This window comes from Nocardioides agri (assembly GCF_013778305.1).
Classification (GTDB): domain Bacteria; phylum Actinomycetota; class Actinomycetes; order Propionibacteriales; family Nocardioidaceae; genus Nocardioides; species Nocardioides agri.
Map to the genome: position 1 here is coordinate 2253259 of NZ_JACEIC010000002.1, position 19365 is coordinate 2272623.

Genomic DNA, 19365 nt, shown 5'->3' on the forward strand with positions numbered 1-19365 from the left:
ACTTGCTGGTAACCAGCGAGCACAGGCAGGGTCGACCCATGGCCGCCACCACCTCGTCGTACTCGATCACCATGCGTCTGCACACCGCCCCCGACCACGGGGTCGTCGGGGCGGTGGCCACCACCATCGCGAGCGCCGGTGGCATCGTCACCGCCATCGACGTCGCGGAGTCGTCGCACGAGCGGCTGGTCGTCGACGTGACCTGCTCCGCGAGCGACGCCGACCACGCGTCCGAGCTGGAGGCCGCGGTCTCCCAGGTGTCCGGGGTGGAGGTCTACAAGGTCAGCGACCGGACCTTCCTGCTGCACATCGGGGGCAAGATCGAGGTCACCTCGAAAGTCCCGCTCCGCAACCGCGACGACCTGTCGATGGCCTACACCCCCGGCGTCGGCCGGGTCTCGATGGCCCTGGCGGAGAACCCGGAGGACATCCCGCGGCTGACGGTGAAGGGCAACTCGGTCGCGGTCGTCACGGACGGGTCCGCGGTGCTCGGGCTCGGCAACATCGGCCCCGGCGCGGCGCTGCCGGTGATGGAGGGCAAGGCCGCGCTCTTCAAGCGCTTCGCGAACATCGATGCGTGGCCGATCTGCCTGGCCTCGCAGGACACCGACGAGATCGTGCGTGCCGTCGAGATGATCGCCCCCGGCTTCGGCGGCATCAACCTCGAGGACATCGCGGCCCCGCGCTGCTTCGAGATCGAGCGGCGGCTGCGGGAGTCGCTGGACATCCCGGTCTTCCACGACGACCAGCACGGCACCGCGATCGTCGTGCTGGCCGCGCTCACGAACGCGCTCCGCGTCGTACGCAAGTCCCTCACGACCGTGCGGGTGGTGGTCTCGGGCGGCGGCGCGGCCGGCACCGCGATCGTCACCCTGCTGATCGCGGCCGGCGTCACGGACGTGGTCGTGGTCGACCGGTCCGGCGCGCTCGCCGCCGGCGACCCGGCGCTGTCTCCCGCCCACGAGGAGCTGGCGTCGGTGACGAACCCGCGCGGCGTCACCGGCGACCTGCACGCGGTGCTCGTCGGCGCCGACGTCTTCATCGGCGTCAGCGCGCCCGGCGTCCTGAAGGCCGAGTGGATCGCCGACATGGCACCGGACGCGGTCGTCTTCGCGCTGGCCAACCCGGACCCGGAGGTCGACCCGGCCGAGGCGGACCGGTACGCCGCCGTCGTCGCCAGCGGCCGCTCGGACTACCCCAACCAGATCAACAACGTGCTGGCCTTCCCCGGCGTCTTCCGCGGCCTCCTCGACGCCCGCGCCCACGAGGTCAGCATCGACATGCTGCTGCGCGCCGCCGACGCCATCGCGCACGTGGTGAAGGACGAGGAGCTCAACCCCAACTTCATCATCCCCACCGTCTTCCACCCCGACGTCCCCAAGGCCGTCGCCGCGGCGATCCGCGGGGAGTGACGGGTCGCTCCGCCGTTGTCGGTTTCACCGGTGCACCGGTGAAACTGTCACTTCTCGGCCGTTGCAACGCCTGAGAAGTGACAGCAGAGCCTGAGGAGTGGCCGCCCGATCGTCAGCGCGGGAAGAGTGCCGTGCGGATGAGGGCTGCGGTGAGGGCGGGCTTCTCGAGGTCCGACCAGTCGAGCCGGATGCACCGCCAGCCGGTCAGCTCGCAGATGTGTCGCTCCCGTCGCTACTCGGCGAGGACGACGTCGGATGCTCGCTCTCCAGGACCGAGGAGCTTCTCGTACTTGACCCGGCCGTCGAACTCCAGGAAGACCCCGAGCTCCGGCCACGCGAAGTCGACGCGGTAGAGGACGCGGCCGGACGCGGCGCGGATCGGGTACTGGCACTCCGGAGCCGGGAGTCCCGCGGTCGCGATCAGGTGCAGCGTGCGGCTCTCGCCCACCGTCTCGATGCGAGCGTCGGCGCGGTGCAGGACGAGCCGGGTGCGCAGCGAGTACGGCCACCTCTCCACCAGGGCGTAGCGCTCGAGGAGCTCCTCCTTCGTCGTCATGCCGCAGTGGAGGAAGTGGTTGGCGACCACGAGCCCGGCCTCTGCGGTCGCGACGGTCGTCACCTCGAGCACCAGGCGCGGCGGCGTCATCACGAGCACGCCATGGCGCTCGACGACGTCGCCTTCGAGCAGGGTGCCGCAGTGCTGCTGCACGCCGGCCTCGCGCCGCCCGGCCCGACCATCGGGGCGCGTCACATGGATCTCCGAGAGGTCGAGCCCCCACGTCGGCGCGTCGTACTCCGGCAGGCCCGACACGTGCGAGAGGACGACGCTCGTCCGGGCCTGCTGGCAGACGGCACGCGCTCTGAGGCCGTGCCGGCCGGCGGCGTCCAGCAGGTCGTGGTCGGGTCTGTCTGCGTAGGCGCCCCGGCGCACCTTGATCAGGGTTCCCTCGGCCACGAGACGCCGGATGGTTCGGTCGTCGAGGCCTTGGGCGAGCAGGGTCTTGCGCAGGTAGACCGGAGCGTTGCGCGGGTCGTCGTCCGGTCGGGGCGGCGGGATCATCATGCGAGTTCCCTGCCCGCCGGGCCGAGGCTGACGCCAGCGGGTTCGCCCGCTGTGGATAACCCCGAGGGCGGCGAAAGCGAGTCGCCGACTACTCAGGCTCTCCTGTCACTTCTCGGCCGTTGCAACGCCTGAGAAGTGACGGGATCACCGGTGCACCGGTGATTCCGACGCCAGCCGGAAGCAACGAGGCCGCAGCTAGCCCACCCGCCGCGGCCACCAGAACCGGTCGCCGAGGAGCACGGCGACGGCGGGGACGAGCATGGTGCGGACGACGAGGGTGTCGAGCAGGACGCCGACGCAGATGATCGTGCCGAGCTGGGCGAGGGCGACGAGGGGGAGCACGCCGAGGACGGCGAAGACCGCGGCGAGCAGGATGCCGGCGCTGGTGATCACCCCGCCGGTGACGGTGAGCGCGCGGAGCATGCCCTCCCGGGAGCCGTAGCGCGCGGCCTCCTCGCGGGCCCGGGTGACGAGGAAGATGTTGTAGTCGACACCGAGCGCCACGAGGAAGAGGAACGCGAAGAGCGGGATCTTCACGTCGACGGCCGCGAAGCCCATCACCTCGGTGAAGATCCACCACGAGGCGCCGAGCGCCGCGACGAACGTGGCCACCACCGACAGCACGAGCAGCACCGGGCCGAGCAGCGAGCGCAGCAGCACCACCAGGCCGACGAGCACCATCACGAGGATCAGCGGCACGATCAGCAGCAGGTCGCGCTCCGCTGCCGACCGCTCGTCCATCGCCTCCGCCTCGTTGCCGCCGACGTGGGTGTCGGGGACCTCGGCGAGGGTGTCGCGGAGCCGGTCGATCGTCGCGTGCGCCTCGTCCGATCCGGGCTCGGCGGTGAGCACGACCTCGATCTGGGCGAGGCCGCCGCCGCTGCCGGTGACCCGGGCCGAGCCCACGCCCTCGGTCTCCTCGACCGAGCTGAGCACCTGCTCCTGGGGCCCACGGGTGATGACCTGGGTCGGCTCGACCGTCCCCGGCGGGTAGGACTCGGCGAGGCGCTCGGCGGCGGTCACCGACTCGGGCCGGTCGAGCAGCTGGTCGGACTGGTCGAGCCCGAGCCGTACGCCGGCGAGCCCGCTGGCGAGCACGGCGAGCAGCACCAGGGTGCCGGTGACGACGAGGGCCGGGCGCCGCGACACGACGCCGCCGACGCGGTGGAAGACCGAGTTCTTGTCGACCGCGGCCTGGTCACCGTGGCGCGGGACCATCGGCCAGAAGGCCCAGCGCCCCACGAGCACCAAGGTCGCCGGCAGCACGACGAGCGCGAACGCGGCAGCCACCACGACCCCGACCGCGCACGCGAGCCCGAGGCCGCGAGTCGACGGGGTGAGCGAGAGGAGCAGCGTGAGCACGGCGAGGAAGACCGTCGTCGCGCTGCCGAGCACGGCCTCCGACGTACGCCGCAGCGCGTGGGCCATCGCCTCGTGCCGGGCGGCCGTGGCGCGCAGCTCGTCCCGGTAGCGCGAGATCAGCAGCAGCGCGTAGTCGGTGCCGGCGCCGAAGACGAGCACCGAGAGGATGCCGGTGGTGGTGCCGTCCCACGGCAGGCCGACCGCGTCGAGGGTCTGGGTCGCGGCCACGACCGCGACCCGGTCGGCGAGGCCGACGACCACGAGCGGGATCACCCAGAGCACCGGGCTGCGATAGGTCACGACCAGCAGCACGGCGACGATCAGCATCGTCGAGAGCAGCAGCCGGAGGTCGGCGCCGTCGAAGACCTTGCCGAGGTCGGCGCGGATGCCGGCCGGCCCGGTGACCTGCACGGTCACCCCGTCGGGAACGTCGGCACGCAGCTGCTCGCGGAGGTCGTCGACCTGCGCGCCGACCTCGTCGGCGTCGCCGGCCGTCACCGGGACCACGGTGAAGACCGCGGTGCCGTCCTCCGCAGGGACCAGCGCACCCGTGGCCTGCCGCTCGATCTCGGCGAGGGCCGACTCGTCGAGCTCGCCCTCGTCGGCGGTCCACAGCACGATGGCGGCCTCGGTGGCCTCGTCCGGGAGATCGTCGGTCAGCCACGCGGCGGCCGTGCTGTCGGCGCCGTCGGGCAGCAGGTCGCGCGGGTCGGTCTCGTGCGCGGCCTCTCCGACCACGCCGATCGCGGCGAGCGCGAAGACGATGGGGACGAGGGCGAACGCCCACGCGGTACGGCGACCCGCGATGATCGACGCGAAGCGCGACCCGACGTGCATGGAAAACCTCCGGCGTGCAGGACTACAATCGCTAACTAACTTAGCAACTAAGCAGGTGAGACAAAATGGCGGGACCCGCGAGCGCTTTCGCCGAGCGCTGGGAGCAGACCGGCAGCCTGGTCGCGCTCCGCGAGGCCATCCGTCTCGGCGGCCGACTCCGGCACGTGCTCGCCCGCCGGGCGGGGCTGTCGGAGAGCGACCTGGTCGCGATGGAGCACCTGATGCGGGAGCCGCACGGGCCGGGCGAGCTGGCCCGTCTCCTCGACGTCACCACGGCTGCCTCCAGCGGCATCGTCGACCGCCTCGTCCAGCGCGGGCACGTCCAGCGGCGCCCGCACGAGCTGGACCGTCGTCGTACCCAGGTCGAGGTCACCGCGTCCGGGCGCGAGGAGGTGCTCGCCCAGCTGCTCCCGATGTTCCGCGAGCTCGACCAGCTGGACCGGTCGTTCTCGGCCGAGGAGCGCGCGGTCGTGGAGCGCTACCTGCGGGGCGTCGTCGAGGCGTTCGAGCACCTCGAGGCTCAGCCGCCGCCCTCCGAGGCGTAGAGCGCCGCGCCGACGACGCCGGCCTTGTTGAGCAGCGTCGCCGGGATGATCTCGGTGTCGAGGTCGAGCAGCGGCAGGAAGTCGTCCGACTCCTTGGACACCCCGCCGCCGACGACGAAGAGCTCGGGGGAGAACAGCATCTCCAGGGTGCGGTAGTAGCGGGTGAGCCGCTTGGCCCACTCCTCCCACGACAGGTCCTCGCGGGTACGGGCGCTGTTGGCCGCGCGCGACTCGGCGTCGTGGCCGTCGATCTCGAGGTGGCCGAGCTCCGAGTTGGGCACGAGGACGCCGTCGTGGACGAGCGCCGAGCCGATGCCGGTGCCGAGCGTGGTGACGATGACCAGCCCGGAGCGGCCCTTCGCGGCGCCGTACCGCACTTCGGCGAGGCCGGCGGCGTCGGCGTCGTTGACCACGTGCACCTCGCGGCCGGTCGCGGCGGTGAAGAGGGCGTCGGCGTCGGTGCCGATCCAGGACTTGTCGATGTTGGCGGCCGAGTGGACGACGCCGTGGCGTACGACGCCGGGCACGGTGACGCCGACCGCGCCGGTGCAGTCGGGGAACTTCGCCAGCAGCTCGACGAAGATCTCGGCGATGTTCTCGGGGGTGGACGCCTCCGGGGTCCGGATGCGCTCCCGCTCGGCGGCGAAGTCGCCGGCGTCCAGATCGACCGGAGCCCCCTTGATGCCGGTCCCGCCGAAGTCGATGCCGAAGGGCTGCTCGCTCGCCATGGGACAAACCTACGACTTCTAGACTCTGCCCATGGCCGGTCAGGAGACGCGCATGCTGCTGCTCGGCGCGGTCGCGCTCTTCGAGCCGGTCAACGGCTACCAGATCCGGCGCGAGCTGCTGTCCTGGCAGGTCGACCGCTGGGCGCACACCAACCCCGGCTCGATCTACCACGGCCTGAGCTCGCTCGCCGGCCAGGGCTTCCTGGCCCGCCACGACCTCGTGGACGGCGTCCGCGAGGTCGCCGTCTACGAGCTCACCGACGACGGTCGAGCCGAGCTGCGCCGGCTGATGATCGAGGCGCTCGAGACGGTGAATCCCTACGAGCGCAGCGGGTTCACCGTCGCGTTCTCGATGCTGCCGCTGCTCGACCGCGCCGAGGTCGTCCGCAGCCTCACCGCCCGGCGGGTCGAGCTCGAGCGCACGGTCGCCGAGTTCGGCAACGCCGAGCCGGGTGTCGCGCCGCCGCACGCCACCCGCGCCATGCTGCTCTGGCTCGACCTCGCGGTCGCCGAGCTCGCGTGGCTGCGGGAGACGATCGAGGACGTCAGGGACGGCCAGCTCGCGTTCGCACCCGGCGACAACGGGTGGACGCCACCGGACGACGACCCCGGCTGGCAGATGTCCGCGGACCGTGAGAGGTACCGCGCGCTCCTGGGCCGCTGAGGTCAGCCCTTCGCGGTCGAGGCCTTCGCCGCCGACCGCTTCCGGGGCGGCCGCTGCGACCGCAGCCGCACCCGGGGCTGGCCGCCCTCGGGGTGCTCGGCGTCGACGTAGTTCTGGTCCTCGACGAGCAGGCCGAGGCGGGAGTAGCCGTAGTTGCGCGGGTCGAACGACGCGTGCGCCTTGCCGAGGTAGGAGCCGACGGCGCCCAGCGGCGACCAGCCGTCCTCCTGCGCGGTGCTCCGGATCGCGGTCTCGAGGATCCGGCGCAGGTCCGGCAGCGGCGCCGCCTGGTCGTCGGGTGCCGAGGCGGCCTCGGACGGCTCCGCCTCCTCGCTGAGCACCTCGAGGAAGATGAACTTGTCGCACGCCGCCTGCAGCGCCGGCGGCGTCTTGCGCTGGCCGAGCCCGTAGACGGTCTTGCCGGACTCGCGCAGCCGGGTGGCGAGGCGCGTGAAGTCGCTGTCGCTCGACACGATCGCGAACGCGTCGAGGTTGCCGGAGTAGAGCAGGTCCATCGCGTCGATGATCAGCGCAGAGTCCGTCGAGTTCTTCCCGACGGTGTTCGCGAACTGCTGGACGGGCTGGATCGCGTGCTGCACGAGCGCCGACTTCCAGCCGGTGAGCTGCTGGGTCGTCCAGTCGCCGTAGGCGCGCTTCACCGTCGGCACGCCGTACCTCGCCAGCTCCGCGAGGATCGCGGCCGCGTGGGAGGGCGAGACGTTGTCGGCGTCGATGAGCGCCGCGAGGCGGGCGGCAGTGTCGGTCACCACCCACTCCTACCACGGCTAATCGAGATGCCGTGCGGCGCGCGAGGTGTCACGCTCCGAAGATGCCCACCGAGCTCTCCCTCGCCGCGCACCTGGAGGGACTGCGGGAGGCCCTGCTCGCGCTGGTGCGGTACGCCGACCGGGCCGGTCTCGACGCGCCGGTCCCGACGTGCCCGGGCTGGGTCGTGCGCGACCTCGTCGCGCACACGGGCCAGGCGCACCGATCGACCGCGGCGGCGCTGCGCGGGGAGGGGCCGGTCGAGGCGGGCGACGTGGACGGCGACCCGATGGAGTGGCTGCGCGACGGCGCGATCGAGCTGGTCGAGGCCATCACCCGCGCGCCGCAAGGGTTCCTGGCCCGCCGGGCCTGCCACCTGACGACCCTGCGCGCCGTCGACGCCCTGTCCGCGGCTCTCGGTCGCCGCCCCGAGCCCGGCGAGACCTGGGTCGGGCCCGACCTCGCCGTCGACGGCATCGACGAGATGCTGACCGGACTCGCGACCGGCCCGACCTCCCGGCTGCGCACCGCCGAGGAGGCCGTGCTCCTCGTCGCCGCCGACGACGTCCTCGACTGGTGGCTGGTCCGCGTCGGGCCGCGGCCGGCGGTCGCCCGGCGCGGCAGCGGCCCTCGCCCCGAGGTCCCCGTGGCCGACTGGGTGCTCGCCGGCTCGGCGGTCTGGCTCTACCTCGCCCTCTGGGACCGTGCGGCGCGACCGATGAGCCCGGACCGGTGGCCGGGTCCTCCTCACGCCGGGTGGTCCTCGGCTTGACGTCGGACGTGGCCCTGCTCGACACTACTGTTCAAACTTGAACACTCAGGAGCACACATGATCACGGCACGGGGACTCGTGCAGACGTTCCACACGGGACGCGGCAAGAACGCCAAGGAGGTGCATGCCGTCGAGGGCGTGGACCTCGACATCGCCGAAGGCGAGGTGGTCGGCTTCCTCGGCCCGAACGGCGCCGGGAAGACCACCACGCTGCGGATGCTCACCACGCTGCTGCGCCCCACCGCGGGCACGGCGACCGTGGCCGGCTACGACGTGGTGGCCGAGCCGGTGCAGGTGCGCCGCAGCATCGGCTACGTCTCCCAGGTGGGCGCCACGTTCTCCGGCGCGTACGCCGGGGACGAGGTCGTCGACCACGGGATGCTCTACGGGATGTCGCGCGCCGACGCCGTACGCCGTGGGCAGGAGCTCTTCGAGCGGCTCCAGCTCGACGGCCTCTGGAAGCGGATGCCGAGGAACATGTCGGGCGGCCAGAAGCGCCGGCTCGACGTCGTGATGGGGCTGATCCACGACCCGACGCTGGTCTTCCTCGACGAGCCGACCACCGGCCTGGACCCGCAGGCCCGGGCGAACCTGTGGCAGCACATCGAGGGCCTGCGCTCGACCCACGGGGCCACGGTCTTCCTGACGACCCACTACCTCGACGAGGCGGACGCGCTCGCGGACCGGATCCTGATCATCGACCAGGGGCGGATCGTCGCCGCGGACACCCCGGACAACCTCAAGGCCCAGGTCGCCGGCGACCTCGTCGACCTCGAGGTCGCCGACGCCGCGCAGGTGGCCGTCGCCGCCGAGCGACTGGCCGCGATCGCCGAGGGCGTCGAGCGCGACGGCCGCCGCGTCCGCGGGAGGGTCGCCCGGGCGGGCCGCGCCGTACCCGGCCTGCTGCGCGACCTGGAGGCCGCCGGTGTCGCACTCGACTCGATCGAGGTGGCCCGGCCCACGCTCGACGACGTGTTCCTGACCCTGACCGGACGGACCCTCCGCGACGCCGAGGCCGGCGAGGGCGAGAAGGAGAAGGTGGCCTGATGAGCTTCGCCCGCGAGAGCACGATCGTCTTCCGGCGACAGATCCGGATGAACCTGCGCAACCCCGCCTGGGTCCTGATCGGAATCATGCAGCCGGTGCTCTACCTGCTGCTCTTCGGTCCGCTGCTCGAGCCGCTGGTCGGCTCCTTCGGGGTCAGCACGGACAACGCCTACACGTTCCTGGTGCCGGGACTGCTGGTGCAGCTCGGCCTCTTCGGCGCCTTCTTCGCGGGGTTCGGCCTGATCGGCGAGTGGCGCGAGGGTGTGATCGAGGCGGAGCGCGTGACCCCTGCCAACCGGACCGCCCTGCTCGTGGGCCGGCTGATGCGGGACGTGCTGCAGCTGTCGGTCCAGGCGGTGATCCTCGTCGCGCTCGGCTACCTGATGGGCATGCGTGGCCCGATCGGCGGGATCGTGCTCGGCATCATCATCACGCTGATCGTCGGCGGCGCCTGCGCGGCGGCGTCGAACGCGCTGGCCCTGACCACCAAGAGCGAGGACGTGATGGCCCCGGTCATCAACATCGTGATGATGCCGGTGCTGCTGCTCAGCGGCATCCTGCTGCCGATGACGATCGGCCCGGAGTGGCTGCAGCACCTCTCGGACCTGATGCCGTTCAAGTACATCGTCGACGGGGTCCGCGACTCCTTCGCCGGGAGCTTCGGGACCTCGTCCGTGCTGTGGGGCGCCGTCTGGGCCGTGGTCCTGGCCGCGCTGGGGACGTGGTGGGGCACGGCGACGTTCCGCAAGGAGAACGCCTGACGCTTTACAAGTGGGGGCCTCTTGTCAAGGTGGTTTACAGAACCTATCGTGCTGTCAACCCCTGACGAGAGGCCCCCGGCATGTCCGAGCACTCAGACCAGATCGCCAACAGCACCGTGCCGGTCGGCTCGACCGACGGCTGGCGGGACAAGAAGCGCCACCTCTGGCTGATCGGCCTGGTGGTGCCGTCGCTGGCGTTCATCGGCTTCGGCATGTGGTGGGTCACCGGCTGGGGGATCTGGTTCTGGATCGGGCCGGTCGTCATCCTCGGCGTGGTGCCGGCGATCGACCTGGTCGCCGGCCTCGACCGCTCCAACCCGCCCGACGACGTCATCGAGGCGCTCGAGCAGGACCGCTACTACCGGTGGATCACCTACCTCTTCCTCCCGATCCAGTACGCCGGCTTCGTCGGCGCGATGTACCTCATCGGCGCCGGCGGGGTCGGGGGTGTCGAGCTCTCGACGTTCGACCGGGTCGGCCTGGCGATCTCGATCGGATGCATCGGCGGCATCGGCATCAACACCGCCCACGAGCTCGGCCACAAGCGCGAGCAGAACGAGCGCTGGCTCTCCAAGGTCGCGCTCGCGCAGAGCTTCTACGGGCACTTCTACATCGAGCACAACCGTGGCCACCACGTTCGGGTGGCGACGCCCGAGGACCCGGCCAGCTCGCGCGTCGGCGAGAGCTTCTACCAGTTCTGGCCGCGCACGGTGCTCGGCTCGCTGCGGTCGGCCTGGCGGCTGGAGAAGAAGCGCTACGCACGCCGCGGGCAGCACCCCTTCCGGCTGGGCAACGACGTGCTCAACGCCTGGCTGATGTCCGCGGTGCTCTGGGGTGCGCTCGTCGCCTGGCTCGGCATCGGGATCCTGCCCTACCTGGTGATCCAGGCCCTCGTCGGCCTCTCGCTGCTCGAGGTGGTCAACTACATGGAGCACTACGGGATGCTGCGCCAGAAGGTCGGCATCGGCGACCGGCAACGCTACGAGCGCGTCGACCCGTCGCACTCGTGGAACTCCAACAACATCGCCACCAACGTGCTGCTCTACCACCTCCAGCGGCACAGCGACCACCACGCGAACCCGACCCGTCGCTACCAGTCGCTGCGCGACTTCGAGGAGTCACCGGTGCTGCCGACCGGGTACGCCGGCATGATCGTCCTCGCGATCGTGCCCGCCGTCTGGCGCCGGGTGATGGACCCCCGGGTGCTCGCGCACTTCGACGGCGACCTGTCCCGCGCCAACCTGAGCCCACGCAAGCGGGACCGGATCCTCGCCGCCTACCCCCCGCCCGCGGCGACAGGCGCTGCCGGCGGTCCCGAGGCCGGCTCCGCTCGGACCTCGACCACGGAGCGCGAGGTGCTGGCCGCCCGGTGCCCCGGCTGCGGCTACACCTACCGCGTGGAGGAGGGCAACGAGCTCGAGGGCTTCGCCGCCGGTACGGCGTGGGCCGACGTCCCCGACGACTGGTGCTGCCCCGACTGCGGCGTCCGCGAGAAGGTCGACTTCGTCCCCCTCACCGAGGCCGTAGCCTGAGCCCGTGACCACCCGCGAGCGCATCGTCGAGGCCGCGGTCGCGATGACCACCGAGTCCGGGTGGTCCGGCGTCACGATGGCAGCGCTCGCCGAGCGGGTCGGCGTGAGCCGGCAGACCGTCTACAACGAGCTGGGCTCCAAGGAGGGCCTCGCCGAGGCGGTCATCCTGCGGGAGCTGGCCCGGTTCCTGTCGGTCGTCGAGGCGGCGTTCGACGCGCACCCCGACGTGCTGGTCGACGCCATCCGCGCGGCGACGTACGGCGTGCTCGAGCTCGCGCAGGACAACAAGCTGTTGCACGCGGTCGTCTCCGCCACCCATGGCGCCGACACCGAGCTGCTGCCGCTGCTGACCACGCACTCGCAGTCGCTGCTCGAGGTCGCGAAGGCGGTGGTGACCGAGCGCGTCACGCCGTACGACCTCGGCCTGCCGACCGACCGGCTCGAGGTCGCGATCGACGTGGTCGTGCGGGTGGTGCTCAGCCACGTCATGCAGCCCTCGGGGCCGCCGGCCGAGACCGCCGACGGCATCGCCTGGCTGGCCGGGCTCGCGCTGCGCGGCGCCTGAGCGCGCGAGCCCTAGGCCGCGCGCCGCAGCTCGGCGAGCTCGACGGCCTCGCGGAACGCCGCGGCGACGTACGGAGGGACGGCCAGGCCGCGCTTGTGCGCCCAGAGCAGGTCTCGCTCGACGCGGGCGATCTGGCCGGCGAAGTCCTCGGCCAGCTCGTGGATGCGCAGCGTGCGCATCAGGTCGCCGAAGTCGGCCTTCTGCTCGTCGTCGTTCGCGCCGACGGGGGCGAAGGAGAACGTGCGCATCCGGCGCACCAGCCAGCGCTGCCAGCCGGCCAGCTGGGCCCAGAGGCCACGCGCGGAGAGCTGGTAGAACGCGTAGTGGCCGGGCTCCTGGCGCTTGATCGGCGCAACCACCGTCTGCGCCACGGCGTGCTCGCCCATCTCCAGCACCCCGTCGTGGAGCAGGTTGTAGGCGAGCACCGCGGAGCGCTCGGTCGCCATGCCGGTCAGGTAGTAGAGCATCCGGCACACGTCCTGGAAGGCGCCGAGGTGGGCGAGCGCGCCCAGGATCCGCAGCTTCAGCCCGATCGAGGTGAGGTCCGGCTGCGCGGCCGGCCGGCCCAGCTCGACCTGGAGCGCGTCGAGGATGATCCCGTGCCGCGTCTCCTGCGGCTGCCACACCTCGGCGTAGAAGCGGCGGTCGATCTCGGGAGGGTCCGGCAGCAGGGTCGTGAGCTCGAGGACGTTGCGGTCCACCTCGAGCTCCACCCGCGCCATGTAGTCGAGCACGTGGCCGTAGCGGGCGGTGAGGACCTCCGGCCGGCGTACGGCGTAGTCGACGCTCGCGAGATCGATCGGCGGGTGCTCGGTGCCGAGGCGGTCGACGTGCTCCGCCAGCCGCGCTTCGTGGTGGGAGACACGCGCCATTGCAGAATCCTAGGGGGAGTGAGGTGAGCCTTCATCAGGGATGTCCCCTACGTTGTTCGGTGTGACCGACGCCGACGGATGGGCCGGCTCGCCCACTCCCGACGGCGTCCGCCTGCAGACGGCGACCGGCCGGGCCGTCGTGGCGGCCGCGGTGCTCGGGTCGGCGATGACCATGCTCGACGGCACGGTGGTCAACGTCGCGCTGCGCACGATCGGCGAGGACCTCGACGCCTCCCTCGCCCAGCTCCAGTGGATCTCCAACGGCTACCTGCTCTCGCTGGCCAGCCTGATCCTGCTCGGCGGCTCGCTGGGGGACCGGTTCGGTCGGCGCCGGGTCTTCGTCGTCGGCACCATCTGGTTCGCGGCCGCCTCGCTGGTGTGCGGCCTCGCGCCGACCGCGGAGGTGCTGATCGCGGCGCGCGTGCTGCAGGGCTGCGGCGCGGCGCTGCTGACCCCCGGCAGCCTCGCGATGATCCAGGGCGCGTTCGTGCGCGACGACCGGGCGGCGGCCATCGGCGCGTGGACCGGGCTCGGCGGGATCGCGTCGGCGATCGGCCCGTTCGTGGGCGGCGGCCTCGTCGAGTACGCCAGCTGGCGCTGGATCTTCCTGATCAACCTGCCGATCGCGGTCGTCACGGTGGCGGTCGCGCGACGCTCGGTGCCAGAGACGCTCGACCCGCACGCCCCGCGCCGCTTCGACGTGCTCGGCGCGCTGCTCGCCGTGCTCTTCCTCGGCGGCGTCACCTACGCGCTCATCGAGTGGGGCAGCGCCTACGCCCCGTGGGCCGCCCTCGTGGCGGTGCTCGCCGGCGTCGGGTTCGTCGTCGACGAGCGGCGCAGCGACCATCCGATGCTGCCGCTGGGCCTGTTCGCCGACCGCGTCTTCAGCGCCGCCAACGTCATGACCCTGCTCGTGTACGCCGCGTTGGGCGCGGTGCTCTTCTTCCTCGTGCTCCAGCTGCAGACCGTGAGCGGCTACAGCCCCCTGCAGGCGGGCATGGCGACGCTCCCCATCACGATCTGCATGCTCCTGCTCGCTCCGCGGGGCGGTCGGCTCGGCACCCGGATCGGACCGCGCATCCCCATGACGGTGGGCCCGCTGATGCTCGCGGTCGGCACGCTGCTCCTCCGCGACGTCGGCGCGGACGTCTCCTACGTGCGCGACGTGCTGCCCGGCCTCACGGTCTTCGGCCTCGGCCTGGCCCTGCTGGTCGCACCACTGACCGCGACGGTCCTCGCGGCCGCTTCCGACGAGCACGCCGGCATCGCCAGCGGCGTCAACAACGCGGTCGCGCGGGCCGGCTCGCTGCTCGCGGTCGCGGCGCTGCCGGTCGCGGTCGGGCTCAGCGGCGACGAGTACGCCGACCCTGTCGCCCTCGACGCCGCCTACGGCTCGGCGATGCTGATCTGCGCGGTGCTGCTCGTCCTCGGCGGCGTGGTGTCGTGGGTGACGATCAGGCGTCCCCAGCCGTGAGCCGCCGCACCGACGGCGGCACCGGCAGGTCCACCGCCCAGGGTGCCGGCACCGGGTCGCCGAGCGTCGAGCGGACCGGCACCAGCCCGCTCCACACGTCGTCGGCCGCGCCGGACTCGGCCGGCGTGGCCGGCCAGCCGTCGGCGACCTTCATCAGCCACCCGTCGGGTCGGATGGGCAGCGCGAGCGCCAGGGTGGCCGCGAGCTCCTTGGGAGTGGCCGGTCGCACCTCTGACGTCCGCCCGGGCAGCAGCACCTCGGAGAACAGGTCCAGCGCCGCCGTCCGCTCGTCGTCCGGCAGCGCGAGGAGCGGACCGCGCACGGTCGCCGACCGGTAGTTGACCGACGACTCGAAGGTCGTCGGCGCCACCACCAGGGCGTCCAGCGCGACCACCGTGAGCACCGCTGGTGCCCCCGCGGCCACGCGGCGGAGCGCGCCGGCTCCGGTCGAGCCGTGCAGCAGCAGCCGGTCGCCGTCGCGCGCGTAGAGCATCGGTACGGCGAGCGGGGCACCCTCGACGACGCACGAGAGCACCCCGACCCACTGGCTGTCGAGGAGCGCGTCGAGCGCCGCCCGGTCGGTCACGCCCTGGTCGGCGAGGCGGCGCAGCTGGTCCATCCGGCCATCCCACCACCGCCGCGGCGGCTCCGGCAGGTCCAGACCGGTGGGTCGGTCGGTGTCGGAGGTCCCCGGCGCGGGCACAGGAGGGAGTCGGCACACGCCGACCGACCGAGAGGAGGACGCCATGACCGTGCTCGACGCTCGCCCCGCTGCCGAGACGCCGCCGGCGTGGGAGCCACGAGCCGTCGCCCGGGCCCGCGGGCTGGCCGACCTGCTGAGCCGCAGGCCCGAGCTGGTCGGCGTCTACCGCCCGGCCGACGTGACGGCCGAAGCGCTGCGCTGGACCGCCTGACGAAACTTGCTGCACTAAGTGAATAGAGTCGCTAGACTTTGGGTCATGACACGTGCGCCCGATCCCTGGGTGGAGACCTTCGTCGTGATGTCCGTGGGGACGCTCGGGCTGCTCCTGGTCACCGACCGGTACGTCGAGCTGCTCGCCGCAGCCGCGGCGTACGGCGCCGCCTGGGTGATCGTCCGGCCGGCGCGCACCGACCGAGAGGAGCAGCGATGACCCACCGAGAGGACCTGGCCGAGGCCGCCGCCGCCGAGCGGCGCGAGCTCATCCGGACGGGGGCGCTCAGCGAGTTGTTCGAGCGGCGTCCGGACCTGGCCGGGGTGCATCCGCCGGCCGACCTGAGCGCCGAGGCGTTGCTCTGGTCCGCCTGACCGGGACCTGACCGGCGGGGCCGTCCGCCCGGAGCACGCCTACCCTGGACCGGTGAGCCGGGGGGAGGGATCGTGAACGGACGCGGATCGGTGGCCATCGCGGCTGCGCTCCTGCTCGCCGTCGCGGCCGGCGGGTGCGAGGACTCCTCGCGAGCCGACCAGCAGCCCGCCGGGACCAGGACGTCCGCGACCGGTGCGGCGCCGTCGACCAGCCCGACGCTCGATCCGGCGCACGCGGTCGAGCCGCCTGGTCGGCGTACCGGCTTCGTGGGCTACCCCGACATCGTCGTCACCAGCGCCGACACCATCGACCCCGACACGGTCGCCGCGATCAAGCACATCCGGCACGTCCTCGACGTCGACCAGATCTCGCTCGCCGACGTCATCGTCCAGAACCAGTCGCTCCGGGTCGCCGCGGTCGACCCGGCGACCTACCGCAACTACACCCTCGTCGGCGTGGCCGACAGCAAGGACGTGTGGGACCGGGTCGCCGCCGGTGAGATCGCGCTGCCGAAGCGCCTGACCAGGAAGCTGGCGGTCGACGACAACGGGTTCTTCCCGCTGGGCAGCACCGAGGACGCGCCCCGGATCCACATCGGGGCGTACGCCGCGCAGGCGCCGCTCGTGGATGCGGTGGTCAACGAGGCCTGGGTCCCCGACCTCGACATGAAGGAGGGCAACGCGCTGCTGATCCGCACCGGCGGCGCCGCGCCCAGCACGCTGCGCAAGGCGATCAAGGCGGCGGTCGACGGCAGCAGGTCCTCGGTGCAGATGACCGACGCGGTCGCCCGCTACAACCTCGACCCCGCCGTGGTGCAGACGGCCGTGGTCACGGGGACCGTGGCGGACGCCGTCGGCGTCTACCGCTACTCGGTGCTCGGCGGCGGCAGGATCGCTCCGGATCCCGGCTGGGTGGCCTCGCACATCACCACCGAGGTGGTGCCGATCCTCGGTGCCGTCACCTGCAACAAGCTGATCTTCCCCCAGCTCAAGGCCGCGCTCCAGGACATCCAGTCGCAGGGGCTGGCCGACGAGATCCACCCGAACGAGTACGCCGGCTGCTACAACGCGCGCTTCATCGCCGGCTCGACGAAGCTCTCCAACCACGCGTTCGGGCTCGCGCTCGACCTCAACGTCCCGGGCAACCAGCGCGGCACGGTCGGCCAGATGGACCGCGGCGTGGTCGCGGCGTTCGAGAAGTGGGGCTTCACCTGGGGCGGCCGGTGGGGCTACACCGACCCCATGCACTTCGAGATGAACTCGGTCCGGCGGCCGGGTTGAGGAACCGGCACCGTCGTGGCCGCGCCCGACGGGCGCCCCGGTAGCCTGCGGCTATGAGCACAGGCCCGGACGGGGTCCGGACCGCCCGGCGACAGCTTGCCGGCAGCACGGTCACGGTCTCGGCGGGTCTCGCCGCCTCCGGCGTCGGCACGGTCGCGATGATGGCGATCGCCGCCCGCGCGCTGTCGGCCGACGCGTACGCCGGGTTCGCCGTGTGGTGGACCGTGGCCACGCTCGGGACCATGGCGTTCGGCGTGTTCGAGGTCTACCTGGCCCGCCTGGTCGTGACGGCGCGCGCCACCCGCGGCGACGAGAAGGCCGTGACCGGGCTGCTCGTCGGCCGGGCCCTGACGGTCGCCGCCGCCATCGGGACGGGCTTCCTGCTCGCGGTGCCGCTCGGGCTGCCCGGGCTCTTCGCCGACGACCTCGGGGCGGCGCTCCTGCTGCCGGTGTTCACGGTGGCCGTCGCGCTCCAGGCGCTCCAGCGCGGCACCTGCACCGGCCGCCTCAACTTCTCCGCGCTCGCGGTCCAGCTCAGCGCCGACGGCGTGCTCCGGGTGCTGCTCGTGCTGGCCGCCGTCGCCGCCGGGTTCGACACGGTGCACGCGATGGCGCTCGCGTGCTGCGCCTCGGCCCTGCTCAGCGTGCTGGTCGCCGGCCGCCTCAACCGCCGGTGGTGGGCACGGCCGCGGGTCCGCGGCTCCGAGGCGGCGATCAGCCCGCTGCTCCTGCTGCTGCTCAGCTCGGTCGGTCCGGTGCTCGTCAACAACGGCTCGGTGCCCTGGCTGGCGGCGACCGACTCGCAGGACGCCTACACGCTCGGGGCGTTCGCCGGCGCCCTGACGCTGGCGAGGATCCCGACCCAGTTCATCTCGGCGATCTTCAGCCCGCTCATGGCCCAGCTCAGCCACAGCGCCGAGACCCGGGACCGCCGGACCTTCTTCCACCTGCAGCACACCGGCTCCGCGGCCGCCGCGGCCATCGGCGCGATCTACACCGCGGCGTTCACGCTGCTCGGCCCCTTCGTGCTGAGGGTCTACCTCGGCCCGGAGTACGAGCTCGCCGTCGGCTGTCTCTTCCTGCTGTCCGCGGCCAGCAGCGTCCTCTTCGTCGCCTCCGTCCAGCAGGCGCAGCTGACCGCCCTGGACCGCTGGCGGCGCATCGCGGTGGCGTGGGTCGCCGGCACCGTCGGCTTCGTCGCGACGCTCGCGGTGCCGGGCGACCCGTTGTGGCGGGCGGCTGCGGCGCCGCTGGTCGCCGTCGCCACGGCGTGCGTCGGGCTGGTGATCGCCAGCCGCGGCCTCTGGCCCGAGGAGTCCGGGGGCGCCCGCTAGCCTCGCCAGCATGCGTGCCGTCCAGGTCCTCCAGCCCACCGGTCCCGCCGACGTCGTCGTGCACGACGTCCCCGAGCCCGAGCCGAAGCCCGGCGAGGTGCTGGTGGAGGTGCGCAGCGTCGGGATCTCCTTCCCGGACCTCCTGCTGAGCAAGGGGGAGTACCAGCTGCGCCCGGAGCCGCCGTTCACCCTGGGCGTCGACTTCTCTGGCGTGGTGATCTCGGGTGACGGCTTCGCCCCGGGTCAGCGCGTCGCCGGGGTCGCCGGCTACGGCAACGCGGCCGAGCGGGTCGCCAGTCCGGCCGACACGACGTTCGCGCTCCCGGACTCGCTGTCCTTCGACGAGGGCGCGGCGCTCCCGATGAACTACCTCACCGCCCAGTTCGCCCTGGCCGAGCGCGCCGGGCTCCGGGCCGGGGAGACCGTGCTCGTGCACGGCGCGGCCGGGGGCGTCGGCACCGCGACGATCCAGGTGGCGAAGGGGTACGGCGCGCGCACGATCGCCGTGGTGAGCACGGAGGAGAAGGCGGCCGTGGCCCGCGCGGCCGGCGCCGACGAGACCGTGCTGCTCGACGGGTTCAAGGACGCGGTGCTCGGGCTCACCGATGGTCGAGGGGTCGACGTCGTCGTCGACGTGGTCGGCGGCTCGGTGTTCACCGACTCGCTGCGCGCGCTCGGCACGCAGGGCCGGCTGCTCGTGGTCGGCTTCGCCGCGGGCCAGGGCATCCCGGAGGTCAAGGTCAACCGGCTGCTGCTCAACAACATCGACGTGCGCGGCGTCGGCTGGGGCGCGTTCGCGATGATGCGGCCCGGCTACATGCAGCAGCAGTGGGCCGAGCTCGTGCCGATGATGGAGTCCGGGGTCGTGCGGCCGCCGATCGGTGCGACCTACGCTCTCGAGGACTTCGGGCAGGCGCTGCTCGACATGGAGGAGCGCCGTACCCTCGGCAAGTCCGTCGTCCGGGTGACCGCCGGCTGAGCCGGAGTCGCATCGCCGGAGCGTCGCACCCCCGGGGGCCCGGTGCAGGAATGGTCCTCTCAGGTGGTTCCCCGGGCGGATAGT

Annotated in this window: 21 protein-coding genes; 15 read left to right on the forward strand and 6 right to left on the reverse strand. The window is 72.5% G+C overall.

Translation table 11 applies throughout. The annotated features are described in order from the left end of the window. Positions 1 to 38 precede the first annotated feature (38 nt). Entirely contained in the window at positions 39 to 1412 is a 1374-nt protein-coding gene (locus tag HZF07_RS15425) for an NAD-dependent malic enzyme (protein ID WP_157342799.1), read from the forward strand. A gap of 232 nt (positions 1413 to 1644) precedes the next feature. On the opposite strand, the gene HZF07_RS15430 is transcribed toward HZF07_RS15425, so the two are convergent. Continuing rightward, a complete protein-coding gene (locus HZF07_RS15430) occupies positions 1645 to 2475 on the reverse strand; it encodes a type IV toxin-antitoxin system AbiEi family antitoxin domain-containing protein (RefSeq protein ID WP_157342800.1) in 831 nt (276 codons plus the stop codon). A gap of 195 nt (positions 2476 to 2670) precedes the next feature. Continuing rightward, positions 2671 to 4674: an MMPL family transporter gene (locus HZF07_RS15435; RefSeq protein WP_157342801.1), complete on the reverse strand. Its 2004-nt coding sequence runs from the start codon at positions 4672 to 4674 to the stop codon at positions 2671 to 2673. A gap of 65 nt (positions 4675 to 4739) precedes the next feature. Between HZF07_RS15435 and HZF07_RS15440 the strand changes: the two genes are divergently transcribed. After that, complete coding sequence (locus HZF07_RS15440; RefSeq protein ID WP_157342802.1) at positions 4740 to 5219, forward strand: MarR family winged helix-turn-helix transcriptional regulator; 480 nt, start codon at positions 4740 to 4742, stop codon at positions 5217 to 5219. Here HZF07_RS15440 and ppgK read toward each other — a convergent pair. Then, positions 5195 to 5947, reverse strand: coding sequence for a polyphosphate--glucose phosphotransferase (gene ppgK / locus HZF07_RS15445; protein WP_157342804.1), 753 nt, complete (start codon positions 5945 to 5947; stop codon positions 5195 to 5197). The two genes, HZF07_RS15440 and ppgK, sit on opposite strands and share 25 nt — an antisense overlap. 31 nt (positions 5948 to 5978) lie before the next feature. Between ppgK and HZF07_RS15450 the strand changes: the two genes are divergently transcribed. After that, a complete protein-coding gene (locus HZF07_RS15450; RefSeq protein WP_232523059.1) occupies positions 5979 to 6611 on the forward strand; it encodes a PadR family transcriptional regulator in 633 nt (210 codons plus the stop codon). Between the two features lie 2 nt (positions 6612 to 6613). Here the strand turns inward: HZF07_RS15450 and HZF07_RS24530 are convergent, their stop codons facing one another. Next, the gene (locus HZF07_RS24530; RefSeq protein WP_181645246.1) at positions 6614 to 7378 is read right to left on the reverse strand and encodes an NYN domain-containing protein; all 765 of its coding nucleotides are present in this window, start codon (positions 7376 to 7378) and stop codon (positions 6614 to 6616) included. Positions 7379 to 7440: 62 nt separating this feature from the next. Between HZF07_RS24530 and HZF07_RS15460 the strand changes: the two genes are divergently transcribed. From HZF07_RS15460 to HZF07_RS24535, 5 genes are all read left to right on the forward strand, one after another. Continuing rightward, complete coding sequence (locus HZF07_RS15460) at positions 7441 to 8148, forward strand: maleylpyruvate isomerase N-terminal domain-containing protein (protein ID WP_157342805.1); 708 nt, start codon at positions 7441 to 7443, stop codon at positions 8146 to 8148. Between the two features lie 57 nt (positions 8149 to 8205). Continuing rightward, on the forward strand, positions 8206 to 9195 hold the full coding sequence (locus HZF07_RS15465; RefSeq protein ID WP_157342806.1) for an ATP-binding cassette domain-containing protein: 990 nt from the start codon (positions 8206 to 8208) through the stop codon (positions 9193 to 9195). Continuing rightward, the gene (locus tag HZF07_RS15470; protein ID WP_157342807.1) at positions 9195 to 9956 is read left to right on the forward strand and encodes an ABC transporter permease; all 762 of its coding nucleotides are present in this window, start codon (positions 9195 to 9197) and stop codon (positions 9954 to 9956) included. Before HZF07_RS15465 ends, HZF07_RS15470 begins: the two co-directional genes overlap by 1 nt. 80 nt (positions 9957 to 10036) lie before the next feature. Next, positions 10037 to 11488, forward strand: coding sequence for a fatty acid desaturase (locus HZF07_RS24705; protein WP_157342808.1), 1452 nt, complete (start codon positions 10037 to 10039; stop codon positions 11486 to 11488). Positions 11489 to 11492: 4 nt separating this feature from the next. Further along, on the forward strand, positions 11493 to 12053 hold the full coding sequence (locus HZF07_RS24535) for a TetR/AcrR family transcriptional regulator (RefSeq protein ID WP_309504775.1): 561 nt from the start codon (positions 11493 to 11495) through the stop codon (positions 12051 to 12053). Positions 12054 to 12064: 11 nt separating this feature from the next. Here HZF07_RS24535 and HZF07_RS15485 read toward each other — a convergent pair whose 3' ends face one another. Next, the gene (locus HZF07_RS15485; RefSeq protein WP_157342810.1) at positions 12065 to 12925 is read right to left on the reverse strand and encodes a GTP-binding protein LepA; all 861 of its coding nucleotides are present in this window, start codon (positions 12923 to 12925) and stop codon (positions 12065 to 12067) included. Positions 12926 to 12986: 61 nt separating this feature from the next. Between HZF07_RS15485 and HZF07_RS15490 the strand changes: the two genes are divergently transcribed. Next, entirely contained in the window at positions 12987 to 14399 is a 1413-nt protein-coding gene (locus HZF07_RS15490; RefSeq protein ID WP_309504776.1) for an MFS transporter, read from the forward strand. Here the strand turns inward: HZF07_RS15490 and HZF07_RS15495 are convergent. Beyond that, positions 14380 to 15018: a pyridoxamine 5'-phosphate oxidase family protein gene (locus HZF07_RS15495; RefSeq protein WP_157342813.1), complete on the reverse strand. Its 639-nt coding sequence runs from the start codon at positions 15016 to 15018 to the stop codon at positions 14380 to 14382. The genes HZF07_RS15490 and HZF07_RS15495 overlap by 20 nt on opposite strands. Before the next feature lie 127 nt (positions 15019 to 15145). Between HZF07_RS15495 and HZF07_RS15500 the strand changes: the two genes are divergently transcribed. From HZF07_RS15500 to HZF07_RS15525, 6 genes are all read left to right on the forward strand, one after another. After that, entirely contained in the window at positions 15146 to 15313 is a 168-nt protein-coding gene (locus tag HZF07_RS15500; RefSeq protein WP_157342814.1) for a hypothetical protein, read from the forward strand. A 45-nt stretch (positions 15314 to 15358) separates the two neighbouring features. Continuing rightward, on the forward strand, positions 15359 to 15532 hold the full coding sequence (locus HZF07_RS15505) for a hypothetical protein (protein WP_157342815.1): 174 nt from the start codon (positions 15359 to 15361) through the stop codon (positions 15530 to 15532). Then, on the forward strand, positions 15529 to 15687 hold the full coding sequence (locus HZF07_RS15510) for a hypothetical protein (protein WP_157342816.1): 159 nt from the start codon (positions 15529 to 15531) through the stop codon (positions 15685 to 15687). The genes HZF07_RS15505 and HZF07_RS15510 overlap by 4 nt, the downstream gene beginning before the upstream one ends. A gap of 72 nt (positions 15688 to 15759) precedes the next feature. Next, positions 15760 to 16968, forward strand: a complete 1209-nt coding sequence (locus HZF07_RS15515; protein WP_309504777.1) for a M15 family metallopeptidase — start codon at positions 15760 to 15762, stop codon at positions 16966 to 16968. Positions 16969 to 17021: 53 nt separating this feature from the next. Further along, positions 17022 to 18302 carry a lipopolysaccharide biosynthesis protein gene (locus HZF07_RS15520; RefSeq protein WP_157342817.1) on the forward strand — a complete coding sequence of 427 codons (1281 nt, stop codon included), beginning with the start codon at positions 17022 to 17024 and terminating at the stop codon, positions 18300 to 18302. Between the two features lie 10 nt (positions 18303 to 18312). Next, positions 18313 to 19281 carry an NADPH:quinone oxidoreductase family protein gene (locus HZF07_RS15525; protein WP_157342818.1) on the forward strand — a complete coding sequence of 323 codons (969 nt, stop codon included), beginning with the start codon at positions 18313 to 18315 and terminating at the stop codon, positions 19279 to 19281. Positions 19282 to 19365: the final 84 nt, after the last annotated feature.